This window comes from Streptomyces sp. NPDC048352 (assembly GCF_040651895.1).
In the GTDB taxonomy this organism is placed as follows: domain Bacteria; phylum Actinomycetota; class Actinomycetes; order Streptomycetales; family Streptomycetaceae; genus Streptomyces.
In genome coordinates, this window is the sequence record NZ_JBEZKZ010000052.1 from 1 (window position 1) to 14740 (window position 14740).

General features: G+C 70.3%; 11 protein-coding genes and 4 pseudogenes. 8 read left to right on the forward strand and 7 right to left on the reverse strand.

Annotated elements, in window-relative coordinates; genetic code table 11:
- Positions 1-317 precede the first annotated feature (317 nt).
- Complete coding sequence (locus AB0D45_RS24010) at positions 318-785, reverse strand: hypothetical protein (RefSeq protein ID WP_362462404.1); 468 nt, start codon at positions 783-785, stop codon at positions 318-320.
- A 393-nt stretch (positions 786-1178) separates the two neighbouring features.
- On the opposite strand from AB0D45_RS24010, the pseudogene AB0D45_RS24015 reads away from it, so the two are divergent.
- A pseudogene (locus AB0D45_RS24015) lies at positions 1179-2108 on the forward strand (IS5 family transposase).
- 39 nt (positions 2109-2147) lie between these two features.
- Here AB0D45_RS24015 and AB0D45_RS24020 read toward each other — a convergent pair.
- Complete coding sequence (locus tag AB0D45_RS24020) at positions 2148-2669, reverse strand: hypothetical protein (protein WP_362462407.1); 522 nt, start codon at positions 2667-2669, stop codon at positions 2148-2150.
- A 700-nt stretch (positions 2670-3369) separates the two neighbouring features.
- On the opposite strand from AB0D45_RS24020, the pseudogene AB0D45_RS24025 reads away from it, so the two are divergent.
- Positions 3370-4102: pseudogene (locus AB0D45_RS24025) on the forward strand (3-keto-5-aminohexanoate cleavage protein).
- A 22-nt stretch (positions 4103-4124) separates the two neighbouring features.
- On the opposite strand, the pseudogene AB0D45_RS24030 reads toward AB0D45_RS24025, so the two are convergent.
- A pseudogene (locus AB0D45_RS24030) lies at positions 4125-4264 on the reverse strand (N-acetyltransferase); the annotation flags it as partial.
- A gap of 21 nt (positions 4265-4285) precedes the next feature.
- On the opposite strand from AB0D45_RS24030, the pseudogene AB0D45_RS24035 reads away from it, so the two are divergent.
- A pseudogene (locus AB0D45_RS24035) lies at positions 4286-5114 on the forward strand (helicase associated domain-containing protein); the annotation flags it as partial.
- On the opposite strand, the gene AB0D45_RS24040 reads toward AB0D45_RS24035, so the two are convergent.
- The gene (locus AB0D45_RS24040; RefSeq protein ID WP_362462410.1) at positions 5104-5262 is read right to left on the reverse strand and encodes a hypothetical protein; all 159 of its coding nucleotides are present in this window, start codon (positions 5260-5262) and stop codon (positions 5104-5106) included. The pseudogene AB0D45_RS24035 and the gene AB0D45_RS24040 sit on opposite strands and share 11 nt — an antisense overlap.
- A 172-nt stretch (positions 5263-5434) precedes the next feature.
- Complete coding sequence (locus AB0D45_RS24045; protein ID WP_362462413.1) at positions 5435-6202, reverse strand: HEAT repeat domain-containing protein; 768 nt, start codon at positions 6200-6202, stop codon at positions 5435-5437.
- A gap of 1033 nt (positions 6203-7235) precedes the next feature.
- On the opposite strand from AB0D45_RS24045, the gene AB0D45_RS24050 reads away from it, so the two are divergent.
- The 4 genes from AB0D45_RS24050 (at position 7236) to AB0D45_RS24065 (ending at position 12183) form a co-directional block, all read left to right on the forward strand.
- Entirely contained in the window at positions 7236-7430 is a 195-nt protein-coding gene (locus AB0D45_RS24050) for a hypothetical protein (RefSeq protein ID WP_362462416.1), read from the forward strand.
- Positions 7431-7963: 533 nt separating this feature from the next.
- Positions 7964-9535, forward strand: a complete 1572-nt coding sequence (locus AB0D45_RS24055) for an alpha/beta fold hydrolase (RefSeq protein ID WP_362462419.1) — start codon at positions 7964-7966, stop codon at positions 9533-9535.
- A 1287-nt stretch (positions 9536-10822) separates the two neighbouring features.
- Entirely contained in the window at positions 10823-11134 is a 312-nt protein-coding gene (locus AB0D45_RS24060; protein ID WP_362462422.1) for a hypothetical protein, read from the forward strand.
- The gene (locus tag AB0D45_RS24065; RefSeq protein ID WP_362462425.1) at positions 11131-12183 is read left to right on the forward strand and encodes a zeta toxin family protein; all 1053 of its coding nucleotides are present in this window, start codon (positions 11131-11133) and stop codon (positions 12181-12183) included. The genes AB0D45_RS24060 and AB0D45_RS24065 overlap by 4 nt, the downstream gene beginning before the upstream one ends.
- Positions 12184-12824: 641 nt before the next feature.
- On the opposite strand, the gene AB0D45_RS24070 is transcribed toward AB0D45_RS24065, so the two are convergent.
- Positions 12825-13082 (reverse strand): hypothetical protein, encoded by a 258-nt coding sequence (locus AB0D45_RS24070; RefSeq protein ID WP_362462427.1) that lies wholly within the window; start codon positions 13080-13082, stop codon positions 12825-12827.
- Entirely contained in the window at positions 13079-13456 is a 378-nt protein-coding gene (locus AB0D45_RS24075; RefSeq protein ID WP_362462430.1) for a DUF6415 family natural product biosynthesis protein, read from the reverse strand. The genes AB0D45_RS24070 and AB0D45_RS24075 overlap by 4 nt, the downstream gene beginning before the upstream one ends.
- A 190-nt stretch (positions 13457-13646) precedes the next feature.
- Here AB0D45_RS24075 and AB0D45_RS24080 point away from each other — a divergent pair, with 190 nt between their 5' ends.
- Positions 13647-14726 (forward strand): XRE family transcriptional regulator, encoded by a 1080-nt coding sequence (locus AB0D45_RS24080; protein ID WP_362462432.1) that lies wholly within the window; start codon positions 13647-13649, stop codon positions 14724-14726.
- The last annotated feature ends 14 nt before the right edge of the window (positions 14727-14740 follow it).

Below are 14740 nucleotides of genomic sequence, written 5' to 3' on the forward strand. Positions count from 1 at the left end.
AGCGCACCTGGGGCGGGGTCGTCGGGACCTCCGCTTCGCTCCGGGGCAGTGAACCGCCTCGCTGCGCTCGGCTGGCCCGGCGAAGCCGGGCCAGAGCCGGCCCTTCGGGCCGGGGTCCTCCGCTTCGATGCGGACGCGTTCGGGGCCTCGCTTCGCGAGGCATGTGTGACCCCGTTTCACGAGGTTCGGGCCTTCGGCCCGTTGGGCGCGTCCGCTTCGCTCCCCCGCCCGGTCCTTCCGGCTCCGCCTTCAGGACCAGCCCGCTACGCGGGCCGCTGGCAGCACTAACCAAGGCGCCGCCCGGGAATCGGCGGGTGTCAGAGGTGGTTGGTCTCGTGATAGAGGCGCCAGTGCCACCAGCCTCCTCTGCGGTACGGCTGGCGGTAAGCGAGCGGATCGGGGAGGGTCCTGCGCCGCAGCTCGTCATCCATTTCTGCCAGCAGCGCTTCCAGCTCACGGCGGGCACTCGTGGGCAGCCTGTACACGACCACTTCGAGGAGGTCCCGGGCCACCGCAACGTTCTCCCCGAGCTCCTGGTCCCGACTACCGCTAATCGACCGGAGAAGGTACAGGTACTTGCCCGGGCGCGCGAGGAAGGCCCGATAGGCATCGATGGCCTCCAAAGCCGCCCCCGGCCACCATCCCTCGCCGAACGGGCGCCGGTACTCCTCCCGGCGGATCGCGGAGACGACCCGCCGGGACGGACGCCAACGCTCAGGCAATCCAACGCCCCATGAACCGGTATCCGCGTACACCTGTCGCGGCACCCTCTGCGCGCGCAGCACGTTCGGCCGATTACGCGGCATGAGCCTTTCGGAATGCAGTCATAAAACTTGATCATGACACCGACGTCGCGAGACGTCCAGCGATTCCGGAACTGATCCCGCCACTCAAGAGTAGGCATGCTTCAAAGTAGAATCCGGATACGGACTGGAACGAACCTCTTGCCGGACAGACGGAAGGCGCCCTAGGGGTGTCCGCAAAGTCATGGGAGCCAGAGTTGGAGGCAGGCGAGGGTAACCATGGCTTGGTAGCTCGGCGGGCGCGGCCGCGGTGGACACAGTGCGCTGAAGATTTTTAGTGCTGATCCTCTTGACTAGCTTCACTTACTTGTCCTTCACCTAGGAGTTGTCCGCCCGATCATGTGACTACTCCGTGCCCGGGGCGTTGGTGTGGGCATGGGGCGGGGTGATCTGAGTGATGCCGAGTGGGAACGGCTTCGGCCGTTCCTGCCGGTCAGCAACAGGCGTTGTGGCCGGTGGCGGGACCACCGGCAGGTGATCGACGGGATTCTGCACCGGGTCCGAACCGGTGTGCAGTGGCGTGACCTGCCCGAACGGTTCGGTCCGTGGAAGACGGTTTACGAACGGCACCGGCTATGGTCAGCGGACGGGACATGGGAGCGTCTGCTCCAGCAGTTTCAGGCCGCGGCCGACGCCGCAGGTGAGATCGACTGGGACATCTCGGTGGACTCAACTATCGTCCGCGCGCATCAGCATGCGGCCGGCGCCCGCACCGCCCCGCCGCCGGCCCCCGCCTCAAAGGGGGACGAAGTCCCAGAACACCAGGGCGAACCCGCGTGGCAGAGCCTCGTCGCCCACCTGGTGGAGGTGGTGCGGGAGGCGAGGGACTGGGCCGCTCGCGCGGCGGGCTCACCACCAAACTCCACCTGAGCGCGGACGGCCGCTGCCGCCCGCTGTCCCTGGTCGTGACACCAGGACAGCGGGCGGACTGCACCCAGTTCCAGCCGGTGCTGGAGAAGATCCGCGTTCCCAGGCCCGGCCCGGGCAGGCCGCAGAAAGCCCGACAGCCTGGCGGCCGACAAGGCATACAGCAACCGTCCCTGCCGCGAGTACCTGCGACGGCGGGGCATCCGGCACACCATCCCGGAGAAGACCGACAGCCAGGCCGCCCGCCTACGTAAGGGCTCACAGGGCGGACCGCCACCCGGGTTCGACGAGGACCGCTACAAGAAACGCAACACCGTTGAACGGGCGATCAACCGCTTGAAGCAGTCCCGGGCGGTCGCCACCCGATACGACAAGCGTGGGTACGTGTTCCTCGGAACAGTCACCGCTGCCGCTCTGGCTATCTGGCTTCGTTCATGACCGCCCTCGCCGAAGGGCGTCCAGCAAGACGGTGCGCGATCAGAATATGGCCCAGGCTTTACTGGGGAGGTGGTGATAGACATCGTCCATGGCGTCGGTGGGCAGGAAAACGGGTCGCGTGACCAGTCGATCACCGGCCCGCTGCACACACAGCACTACTCCAAGAGTGCGCGAACCAGCCTCACCGCCCGGTTGGTAGAAGAGCTCCGTGAACGGTTCTCGGCTTTCAGCACGCTCGAACAGCCACTGCTCCAGCTCGGAAGGCACCTGACCGACCATCGCCGAGCCACCCGCGTGGACCTGTGGCCCCCTCAGCGCGTCAACCGAAACGGCGCACAAACGGTCATTGGTTGCGAAATAGAGCTTCAGGCCCACCCCTCGGTAGGTGTCACACGCGATATCCCAAGCCGAGTTGTGCTCCTGCCAGCACGGGTGGATTCCACCGAGCGCATCCGATGCTTCGCCCGAACTCATTCCGAACCGCAGTGGACCAACGCGCACCAGCGGATCGAAAGTCCACTGCGGTCGTTCGCTGTCCGGCAAGACATCCCGCAAGCTCATGGGACGCAGCCTACGACGAGCCATCCGACCAACATCTGGGGCCTCATGGCTCTACTCGGTGCACCATCGTGTGATCGTCCGGACAGCTCCTAGTGGGCTGGGCAGCCAACGCCGAAAGGAATGCTCAGCAATCAAGTCGTCAGACACGATGCCGGGCCAGCGGATCACTCTCACCTTCGCCCCACTGAATCGGCGAAGGCTCCCACGTTCAGCGGTGGCGGCTGCCCCGGATGGATGAAGCGCCCCGCAACCGGCTCCAGTCGGTGAAGGCAAGCATCCGCAGCCACCGCAACGGAGTGAAGCCCGTCGCCACTGCATCGCCCTGACACGCGGCAGCCCAGTCCCATGGTCGGCGCCACAAATGCAACCAGCAGCCGCGCCCAGGCCCTCCTCGAACCGGACACGTACTTCGCTGCCACGTCCAGGCGCAGGCCGCCGGAACCCGACGGATGCCGGAAGCCACCCCGAGCCCCGGCGGGCGGCCTTCTCGGCCTCGCCGGTGACCGGGCGGCGTCGCGCGGTCCGGTCGAGCGGCGACATCGGGGTCAGGCCCCAGCGCGCTTCGAAACCCCGGGCGGCGGTGGAGTGCAGGCCTGAGCGTCACGTCTCCGCACCATCCGCCGGCCTCCGCCTCCAACCCTGGGGCGCGCCGAGCCGCACGGCCCGGCGGCGAACGGTGGTGTCTGGCAGAGTTCTGGCCATGTTGCAGGTGTGTCTGAACGGAGCACGGAGTCAGAGCGGGGGCCGTTCCCCTGAGCCCTGGGGAGTTGGCGGCCGAGCCTGCGCGTGCGGTGGGGGCTGGAGCGGAGGACGTTCACCTGCACCCCAAGGGGTCTGATGGTCTCGATTCGCTGGAGCCCCAGCTGGTGGGTGCGGCGGTGAGCGCGGTACGTGCCGTCGTGCCGGAAGGGGTGCACGTCGGGGTCACGACCGGGGCATGGGCGTTGCCGGACCCGGGGCGGCGGGTCGAGCTGATCCGGTCTTGGACGGTGCTGCCCGACCATGCCTCAGTGAACTGGCACGAGGACGGCGCTGAAGCAGTGGCCGGTGTTCTGCTGGAGCGTGGCATCGGTATCGAGGCTGGTATCTGGTCGGGTACCGATGGGGCCCGCCGATTCCGTGCCTCGCCGCTAACCCATCGGGTGCTGCGCGTGCTCGCAGAGGTAACCGATACCGACCCGGGCACAGCAGCTGTCACGGCAGCGGCCCTGGTGCGGGAGCTCGGAAAAGGACTCACGGTGCCTCTCCTGCTGCACGGCGAAGACGGCGGGGCCTGGCCCGTGCTGCGAGCGGCAGCCGGCCTGGGACTGGACATTAGGATCGGTTTGGAGGACGCGCTGATGCTGCCGGATGGCTCGGTCGCGGAAGGCAACGCGACGCTCGTGCAGGCCGCGCGGAAGATCCTTGACCAGCACCACACCCCGCGGTTTTGACCTCACACAGAAGTTACGGAACACCGGCACGCGCGTGGACGGCAAGGCTGGCCCCGTTCTCGGGGAAGATCCTGGACTGGTCGTCCAGATCCTGGCCGACTCCGTCGAAGTGATCAGAACGTCCAGCAGGGCGCGGGCGATGCCGCGGCCGCGGGCGTCGGGTGCACGTACACGGAGGAGCCGTGGCGAAAGGAGAACGGGATCACCGGCCTCTACGCCCTTCCCTATGACGTCGAGGTCCAGGCCGGCGTCACCAAGGACTTCCCGCTCAGCAGGTGGGTGCACCAGCAGCGCAAGGCCCTGCACGCCGGGGTACTCGAGGACAGCCGCAAGACACTGCTCGACGCGCCGAGGCCGGGATCGTCTGGGAACCCGGCGAAGAGGCCGGGGAGAACAGACTCGCCGCCCTCCGCCCCTACCACCGCGCCACCGGGCACCTCGCGCCCCGGCAGGACGCGATGTGGGGTGAAGGCGAGAGCGATGACCGGAAACTCGCAATCGGACAGCTCACCGCCAACCTCCGACGCGACGGCACCAAAAACGGGCTCGGAAAGAACGAGGACACCGCGACGACCCGGGCCGCGCCGCTCGCCGCGATCGACGAAGACCGGGACTGCCCGTGGCCCCTGGACTGGCAACGGCACTACCGCGTCCTGGCGGACTTCGTCGACGCCGACGGCGAGCTGCCCGACATCGCCCCCGGCGTGCTCATGGACGGCGACGACATCGGACGGTGGCTCCAGCAGCAGAAGCAGCCGGCCGCCTGGGCGCGGCTGCTTCCCGAGCAGCAGGCAGGACTGACCGCACTGGGCATGGAGCCCGCCCAGGCGCCGCCTCCGGCCCCGGCGGCGGTCGTACGGCAAAGGGGCCGAGGAAGGCACAGCAGGCATTCCAGGGAGGCCTGACCGCACTCACCCGGTGGGTGGAGCGGGAAGGCGTCCACCGGCCGGTACCCCGCGCCCACAGCGAAGAGATCGCAGTCGAGGATGAGGCGGAGCCGGTCATCGAGAAACGGTGAAGACCGCGGGCGGGTCGGCCGTCCACGCGGCCGGGTCGGCGGTGACGAGGTCGTGCAGTAGGACCGCGTACCGGGTGTCCGCGACATCGGGGGCGGCCGCGAGGACCGCTGCGGCGGCGGCCGGCCCGTGCTCGGCGGCCACCAGGGCGGGTTCAGCGGCGCTGTGGCGGTCTTCGGCGGCGTCCGGGTCTGCGGCGGCAAGGCTGGCCAGTACCGGCTGCGAGCCGGATAGCAGCTGCTGGGCGGGGGCGCCGCCCGGCTCCTGGGGACCCGGCCGTGACCGGGCCCGGGGGCCGCTGCCCGGGCGGACCGCCTCAGGCCTGCCCGCCGATGACGGCCCGGGCGGCGCGCTGTAGTGCCTCGTCGTCCTCGATGCTCGTGAAGGGGCCGTCGCTGCGGCGGGCCAGGGCGAGTTCCGCGTGGATCCGGGGAAGGGCGGGGCCAGCGGCGGGTCCCATCCGTTGCAGGCACTCCAGTACGTGGCCGGCGGTCGAGTCGTTCTGCTCCCACGCCTCCAGCAGCACTGGCAGGACGAGCTCCGTCTCAGCCGGGCCGCCGATGGCGTGGATCGCGGCGGCGGCGTGCACCCGGGTCCACTCGTACCCGGCTTCGAGCATCTGCCGCAGGAGGGGCAGGGCCGCGGCCGCCGGTGCTCCGATCCGGGCGAGGACGTCGGCCGCGTCGTGCTGTTTGCGGGTGCCGAGGAGGTCGGTCAGCCGCGGTACGGCGTACACGGGGTCGCGTTCGAGGGACCACAGAGCTTTTGCCGCGGCGAAGCGCACCACCGGGTCCTCGGCGTCGGCGAGCGGCCGGACCGTCTCCAGGGCGGAGGCGGCACCGGTGCCGAAACGGGCCAGCGCGCTCACCGCCTCGGCTGCGCCGTGCCACTGCTCGTGCCGGACGGAGGCGGTGACGGCTGCGGTGAGTGCGGGTACGGCCGCCGGGTCGCCGAGCCAGCCGAGGGCGGCGACCAGCGCACGGGGTTCCGACCAGGTCCACTCCCGGGAGAAGTCCGCGTCGGCCAGGGTGCGCCCAGGCGGGGCTGCAGCGCGGGTGGGGTGGCGCGCCCACGCGCTGCACACTGAAGGCTGCCGCCGAGCTCGCATAGATCACTCGGCGCGAGCCCCATCTGGGCTCGGCCGCTAACCGCGACATCGCGGCATCACGGAACCTGCGGACTGGCTCAGCTGTCGGCAAAGCTCCTTGAGTCAGGCAGGGGAGGCCCAGGAAATGGCCCTTTCAGGGCCGGTCTGCCCATGGGTGGACCCGACCCACCACGTGGAGTCCCCCGTCCCTGAGAGGACCGCAGGGCGGCCAGCACTCCCTCACTGATCTCCTCGTGGTCGAGCCACCGGGTGTCCGATCCCAGCCCGGTGAATCCGAGGATGACGCTGCGGTGGCGCGTGCGTCTGAGGGCTTTGGGCGGTCGGGGCGGGGGGCTGTGGGCGCCGCGGCCCTGCTCCCGAGTACCTCGACCACCAGCGCGTTGTCCGTGAGCGTGTCGGAGACAGCGGCGTATGCGTGCGGCCGTCCCTCGACATGCGCCATAGGACGGCCTGCCGGAACGGTCCTGTGCGTGCGGCCGCATCGCGCAGTGCCGCGGCAAACCGGCTGGGCTCGGATAGTTCGCGCTCACCGGCACCAGCAGCCCATCGGCGAGGCCGTGCCCCCCGAAAGCGGCCGGGCCGGGGGCCGACGAGAGACCACCACCGTCGTGACGCCCTCCCGCAGTAGCGCGCCCACGACTCCGGCCAGCATCCCCGTACCGCTGACCACCAACACCGGGCTCCGCACCCTCGATTCGGGGGGACTCATGCGGGCATGCTCGCATGGCCGGACGACGACGCTGCTCCGGGGCGCACAGCGCTGCGCTGTGCAGGCCCGGATCCGGGCCGGATGGCACGAGCGGCGGGAGCCCGGGCTGCACCACTCCACATGGGTGCTCGTGCTCGCTCCCGTGCTGCGGCCGAACTCGAGCCCTGCGGACTGCTACGAGTGTGGGAGTCCGCCCCTGCCGAAGCCCCGAAGGCCGGGCAGACGCCAGGCAGGGGGCCCGCACGCGGGTCCGTCCCTGTCCTCCAACTGAGGCACACGGCGCTCCGGACTGGAGGTTCCATGCCCTGGAACAGCAAGCCGCCGCGGTCCGACGAACCGGAGGACGGTGGTGGAGCGCTCGATCGGGGTGAGAACCGCAGCACCACACGCGGGACGCTGCTCGTTGCAGCGGGCCAGGCATTCCTGGTCCAGCTGGCCGGCGAGGCCGCGCACTGGGCTACCCAGGGCGCGGAGTGGCTGATCAGCCACCTGTAAACGCGTCGCGCCTCCCCGGGGTCGGATCCCGGAAGGCGCGCGGTGCGGGGGTTCACCCGCGGCGGTCTCTGTCCACGCTTCGCAGACCGGGCCGAGGCCCCCGTCTCGTTGTTGGTGCACCACCACTGTGGCAACGACCACTGACAACGACACGACTAATTTACCCCTATGCGCTAGCGCAGAGCCTGGCCTGGTCGTGGACGCCGACGCCGAGCTGCGGTCCTGGAGCCTGTCGAGGCGTCCCGTACGTACTCCACAGCGTCATCACGTTCAACTCCGACGAGAACGCCAACTCCGTGGTGATGCCCTCTGTAGCACCCGGTTTACGGCACGCGCGTGGCCGGGACGGCCCTCAGCGCAGACCCGCCGATGGTCTCCTCCCGGAGGAGGAGGCCGGACCGGGGCGGTAGGTCCCGGACCAGGGGTGGACGGGACCTGGGTCCTCGTGCCCTTGGGTGATGTGCCGTACCAGGGCGGGTTCCTAGCCTCGGGGCATGCGATCACACGAAGCGGACGATGCTCAGGGAGACCCCGTGACCACTGTCAGCCCCGCCGGACGCCGCGCCTTGGCCGTGGGCCTCACCCTCGCCGCCTGCCTCACGTCCTCCCCCGTCCTGGCCACGGCCGCCGAGACCCCGGCCCAGGACAGCTCGGGGGCCGGACTGGACCGGTACTACCGCCAGCACGTCGGCTGGGGCAGCTGCATCAAGGGCCCCGGCGACACCACGGGACGCGATCTGGACCAGGCAGGCGTGCAGTGCGCGGACGTGACCGTGCCCCTGGACTACGCCGACCCCCGGGGGCGCACGATCACTGTGGCGATCTCGCGGCTCGAGGCCACCGACACCCGCCACCGCATCGGCGTGATCCTCCTCAATAATGGCGGTCCGGGCGGTCCCGCGCTCCAGTCCCCGCCGCAGGCCCGTGCGTCGATGAAGGAGGTCGGCGCGCGCTACGACATCGTCGGCTTCGACCCGCGCTTCATCGGGCGCAGCACCGCGCTGGACTGCGGCTTGCCCGTCGGGATGACCTGGCTGTCCGCCGGCACCGACCGGGCGGGCTTCGACCGCCAGGTCGCCCTGCAGAAGAGCCTGGCCGACAAGTGCCGGGCCACCGACGCCGCGGTGCTCCCGCACATCACCACCCGCAACACGGCCCGCGACATGGACGTCATCCGCGGCACGCTCGGCGAGCGGAAGATCTCCTTCCTGGGCTACTCGTACGGCACCTACCTGGGCACGGTCTACACGCAGATGTTCCCCGGCCGCCACGACCGGATGGTGCTGGACGGGGCGATCAACCCGAGCGACTACCGCCCCCGACTGCTGAAGGGCACCGAGCGCGAGAACGAGAAGGCACTGTCCGACTGGGCCGCCTGGGCCGCGGAGCACCACGACACATACGGCCTCGGCCGCAACCGCGCCGAGGTACTCGCCGCCGTCGACCGCATCGTCGCGGCGGCCGCGCGCGGTCCGCTGACCATCGGCGCCGGCGCCGATGCCTTCCGGATCGACGACAGCCAGGTGCCGCTCCTCCTCTTCTCGGGCATCGCGGACGACACCACCCCGGCGCGGGCGTCGTTCGCCGAGCTGCTTTCCGTACTGGCCAAAGCCGCGGAGGGCCGACCGACGACAGTGCCGCCAATGCTCGTCCCGGAGCTCCGGTACGTGCTGCGCGGTGAGGGCGAGCCCACCGGCGCGCAGTCCGCCGTCATCTGCGGGGACGTGGCCGCCGCGCGCGATCCCGAGCTCTACTGGCGGGACATCGAGCGCAACCGCATCGCGCACCCGCTGTTCGGCGCTCTGACCAACAACATCAACCCGTGCGCCTTCTGGGACTCGCCGCGCGAAGAGCCCACCCGGGTGCGGCGCGATGCCCCTGCACTGATCGTCGCCGCCACCGGTGACCCGCGTACGACGTACAAGGGAAGCGTCGAGCTGCACAAGCAGCTGCCGAGCTCCAGGCTGGTCACCCTCGAGGGCGCCAACCGGCACGCCCTCTTCGGGCGCTACGGCAACGCGTGCGTGGACGACCAGGTCAACCGGTACCTGGCCACCGGCAAGCTGCCGTCGAGGGACCGGACCTGCGTCAAGCAGACGGGGTAGCGGCCCGCGGTTCACGTTCCGAGTGCGCGGGCCGGCAGCATTCTGCGGTTGTTCGTCGCGGTCTTGGCGAACACCGACTTGAGGTGGTCCTGCACAGTGTGCTCGGAGACGAACTCTAGCGGGCCACCGTGTGGCTGCGATCTCTCGCTTTCCCGTCGGTACGCGACCTGGGCGCGTCTCTCACTCAACGACAGTGGATAGACCCCGATCTCTCACATCCATGGCAGTGACCACGCACCTCGAACCGAAACAGCCCCCGACCAGCATCAACACACCAGAACCCCCTGTCTCTCACCCCGCTGGTCCGGATGGACGTCGGGGAACTCCGGGTCCCCGCCGAGGTAGACCAGGAGACCGGCCTTGACGAAACGGCCGATCGCCGAGGCGGTCACCCTCGGCCGAAGGATCGGGAGCGGCACGCCCACGGCTTCCGTCAGCTGGTCCGCCGCCACCCCGGCACCCGCAGTCGGCCCGCAGCCGCGTACTCGTCGTACTCCTCACGCACCGAACACACGATGAAGCGCACTCCAATCGCACGTCAACCGGCCTGACCTCCGAGCCGCGCCGAAAACATCCTGGAATATTTAGTTTGCTGTCAATAGCCATGATGTGGAACGAGTTGAGGGCACGCCGCACAAGCCGCCCACGCGTACGCGAGGGCCCGATTCACCCCTGCGGAGGACACGAAACGGGGCCGCCACCAGTCCCGGTGACGGCCCCGAAAAAGCCGGACTGGCGGCGGGCCCATTTGCGCGGGCGTGAATCCGGTCTGACGACTGCCAGCGCCCGTCGTGGACGTGCGCGACCTGCGGAACCGTCAACCCGCAGGCGTGTGGGGCCTGCAACGAATGCGGGTGTGCCATCCCCGACGAGCTCCTCGGCGACGCCGAGGAGGGCTTCATGATGACCTACGAGGAGTTCGTGAACCTCCAGGTCGGCCCCCGCGTGGTCGGCGGGCTCTGCCAGGTCGGTGTTGGCGGCGAGAGTACGAGGTCGTCGAGATCGACCGGGGGCCGCGCGCGACCTGGCCGTCGTGGCAGATCACCGTCCGGTGGCTGAGCGACGGTCGCGTGCTCACCCACCGCACCGGGTGGGACGACCGGCGCGACACGGTGGTCAGCCAACCGTCGACCCCCGGATAAGGAGCGGCCGCGTCGGCTGGTGTGGCCCGCAGGCGCCCGCCGGCGCTGACTGCGAGGGCAGACAGCCTTCGACGCGCGAGGTGTAATTCGACCTCGCCTCGGGCTGCTTGGACGAGAATGATCCACAGAGAGAAGGGGGAATCCCATGACCGGACCCGACAACGGCATCTCCGTCACGCACCAGCTGGAGCCGCACGATTGGTCGAACGAGGGCACGGCTGCATATGAGGCTGCGATCGAGGCGGTGAACGGGGCGGTCGGCGCCTACAGCGCGCTGATCGCGGCTGAAAAGACCAAGCCGGAGCCCGATCAGGCAGTCATCGAAACCGCGCGGGCGGCTCGGGCTCGTCTGGCTCGGGAACGCGAGGGGTTGCGTTCAACTGATCGTGAGCAGATTGCCGCCGCCCGGCGGCACTACGCGCAGCTCGCCCAGCAGGTTCGGGAAGGCATCGCGTGATCGACCCGAACGAGGTGGAGCGGTACCGGTTATCGCCGGAGGAGAACCGCGCGATCTTCCGCGACGAGATTGTCCCCGAACTGCTGGAGCGACGGGAGCCGCAGGAAACGCCCACCGTGGTCTTCCTGGTAGGCCAGCCGGGCGCCGGCAAGAGCCGGGTCACCGAGATGGTGGCCACCACGCTCGACCGGAACGGTGGCTTCGTGGATGTCGACAGCGACCTCTACAAGCCCTACCACCCCGCGTACGACGCGCTGATGGCGCAGGACGACACCCTCATGGCCGCCTACACCCGGGCCGACGGGCGCGCGTGGATGGCGCAGGCCGAGGAGTACGTCCGCACCCATCGCCTGCACGCGATCATCCAGGAGACCTCCCAGAACGCGGCGGCCGTGGAGGGCAAGATGCTCGCCTACCGGACGGCGGGGGCCCGCGTGGAGGCTCTGTTCATGGGCGTCCCGCAGGCGATGAGCAACCAGGGCATCGTCAGCCGGTACTTCGAGCAGCTCGCCGACCGGGGCCAGGGACGCCTCACCGTGCAGTCCAACGCCGACGAGTCCTACAGGGGCATCCTCGACCTGGCCGACCGTCTCGACGACAGCGCCGTGGTCCACCTGGCCAGCATCTACCGCCGAGGCGAGAGCAAGCCCCGCTACAGCAACACCACGGTGGGCGGCGGAGACTGGGCGGGCCCGCCGGCCCTGCGGGACGCCCTCGAAGCCGAACGCACCCGCCCCTGGACGACGGCAGAGAGCGAGGCCTTCGTCGCTACCCAGCTGCGGCTGCGCGAGCTGAGCCACGGCCTCGGTCCGGAATGGCCCGGGCGTCTGGCCATGATCGAGCAGCAGGCCGCACCGCTGCTCACACCTGCCGCTGCGCAGCAGCTCAACCCTTCGCGCCCCTCCGCGGCGGCTGCGCGCTCCCGCAGCACCACCGTCCGCCGCCGTCCGCCTGAAGGTCCGGGCGCTGCCCCCGGCAACCCGCCGGGATCGGCTCCCCACCGTGGACCTGAAGAAGGCCCTCACCGCCCCCACGGGCGCGGCAGGTAGGTCCCTTGCAGGTGCAGGCCGCCTGAACCGAAACCGTCCCGCACCTGTCACCGGCACAACTACGGGCCCTGGCATCCCTCCTGGAAAGGGACGCCAGGGCCCGCATGTTCTGGCCAGATAGACCATCAGCCCTCCCCCCGCGCCGCCTGGGCAGCGCGGACCCGCTCGGTCCCCTACTCGGGGTGCCGGTAAGAACTCTGTCACCAGCCGCAATCGGCGGTATCCCTAGGACGTGCCCGGCGGCACGTGTCTGCTCAGCTCAATCGACCCGGGCGCCCGCCATGGAGGTGTCGGTGTGCCGTCCGGGTCCAGGCCATACGGCCACAGCCTGGTGAGGATTCCATTCTCTTCGGCCAGGCGGTACAGGTCGCGGGAGTTGCCGCAGTCGGCGAACTGCCGGGCCAGGCTTCGACGCCGTCCCTGTCCTCGACCTGCTCACGCATCTCGGCCAGGCGGTACAGAGCGTCGGCGTTGCCGCGGTCGGCGGCCTGCCGGACCACGGCGTTGACGCCGTCCTTGTCCCCGACACGCTCCATCATCACGGCCAGGTGACCCCGGGCGTGGTGGTCGCCCAGGTCGTCGGCCCACCGGTAGAGCGCTTCGGCGCCGTCCCGTCATAACCCCTTCCGCGGCATGGCCGCCTACGCGGACGGAGCTCCACTCAGGCGTTCGACGTCCTGTATCAGCGCCTTGACCTCCAGGCCGGACGGCAGACGCACCCACAGGTAGGCCTGGGAGGCATCCACCCCGGCCCAGCCGGAACCGATCTGGGCGACGGTCCCGGTGATGAGCTGTGACTGCTCACGGGCCCGGTTCCCCGGCTCGACGTACGACCGGCCGGTGACCAGGTCACCGACGCGCAGCCGGGTGGTCTTGCGGCGGGCGGCCGCGGCGCTCATTGCCCGCCCCCGGGGCGGTCCAGGACGAGACCGAGCAGGCCTCGGCATTCGCGGGCGAGTTCCTGGACGTGGACGTAGGCGGCATGGCGGCCGGCGGGGAGTCCGTCCTCAAGAGCGCGGGTGACCGCTCCGACGGTCGCCTCCATGAGCGAGGTGCGCTTCGAATCGCCCCAGTGGGGCGCCTGTTCCACGGCGATCGGGCAGAGGAGACGCAGGTGTCCGGCCAGCCAGCGGTGCCAGAGCACGCATACCGTCCTGTCGGGGGTGCCCTCCCTGCTCTCCAGCACCGTGGACACGGTCTCGCTGATCAGCGTCACGTCGACCGGCAAGGTGGCGGTGGAGCCGTCGGCGCGGGCCACGGTCAACGCGGGCACATCCGGGCCTCGATCGGTACGGCTTTGGGGGGACACGGGCAGCACGGCAGCCTCCTCGTCAATCCGGGCGTCACCAGCGCGGGCCGCCGACCGGGCCGCCCGATTCCACGGATTGACCGTACGAGCGGGCGGGGTGGAGTAGGACTGACTGCGGGTACGAGTAGAGCGCGCCATGCCCAAGGGGAGCGCCATGAACGCCAGGCCTCACCGGCCCTTACGCGCCGGTCTCATCAGCGGCTTCGTGCTGCGCGCCGCCCGGACGTCGATCCCGGCCACCCAGCAGGGACTCGCCGACCTCCTGGCCGTCGACCTGGCCACCGTGCAGGGCTGGCAGTCGGGGCGCCGTCCGCTGGCGAACATGAAGGCCGGGGTGCTCCTGGGCATGCGCCGCCGCCTGGCGGTCCTGGGGGCCTCCCCGACCGTGCTCACGCTGCTGGATCCCGCGATGGACGCCGACCGCATCATCGCGGCCGTCCTCGCCTCAGACGACGATGCCGAGCACCCCCTCGGCGAGTGGATGGACACCCGACAGACCGCCCACATGCTCGCCTGGGCTCTCACCGGCACCCCGCCGCCCTCCGCAGCCGACCTCCTCGCCGCGCCCCACAGGGGCCCGGCCGGCGCCGCACCGCTCCTCGAACCCGACGACCGCCGCGTCTTCTTCGAACGGCTGAGGAACACCGCCGAGAGCGCATCTCGCACCGACGCCGGCGGGATCCTGCTACATCGCCAGGCCCTCTACCTGTCCTCCTACGACCGCTCCCCGCATGCCGTGGCGTGGACCGCGCACGCCCGGCGTGGAGCACTGGCCGGGTGGACCCCGCGCTGGGCCGAAGCCCGCTCGACCGCCGCCGCCCTCGCCCGCCTGGGCGACCCCGTACCCCTGTGGGACTTCTTCGAGCGGGCCATGGCCGACGACGACGACGGCGAGGCCGCGAACCTGAACTACTGGGCGTACTGGCTCGGCGTCGCCCACCAGCCGCAGGCCGACGACGCGTTCATGCGCGACCGGGCCCTGACCGGCCTGGACCCGGTGGCCCTCCTGCGGGCCCTCGCCGACGGCATGCACTTCGCGCCCGGCTATGTCGACCTCTACACCCACTCGATGTGGGCGCTGCTCCATGCCCACCCCTGGCTCCCGCAGGCCCTCCCCGCCCTGTCCGCGTCGCTCGCCGGCCGGCTGGACGGACTCCTGGACGAAGGCGGGATCTCCGCGAGATCCAGACGGCAGCTCGGCGCGGTCCACTACGTTTTGCACCAGAACCGATGATCGGCAACGGAGAG

What these genes read in the sequence shown, in the direction of transcription:
- AB0D45_RS24070 (WP_362462427.1), bottom strand. Translation starts at nt 13,082, where the DNA reads ATGAGCGCCGCGGCCGCCCGCCGCAAGACCACCCGGCTGCGCGTCGGT.
- AB0D45_RS24080 (WP_362462432.1), top strand. Translation starts at nt 13,647, where the DNA reads ATGAACGCCAGGCCTCACCGGCCCTTACGCGCCGGTCTCATCAGCGGC.
- AB0D45_RS24060 (WP_362462422.1), top strand. Translation starts at nt 10,823, where the DNA reads ATGACCGGACCCGACAACGGCATCTCCGTCACGCACCAGCTGGAGCCG.
- AB0D45_RS24020 (WP_362462407.1), bottom strand. Translation starts at nt 2,669, where the DNA reads ATGAGCTTGCGGGATGTCTTGCCGGACAGCGAACGACCGCAGTGGACT.
- AB0D45_RS24050 (WP_362462416.1), top strand. Translation starts at nt 7,236, where the DNA reads ATGCCCTGGAACAGCAAGCCGCCGCGGTCCGACGAACCGGAGGACGGT.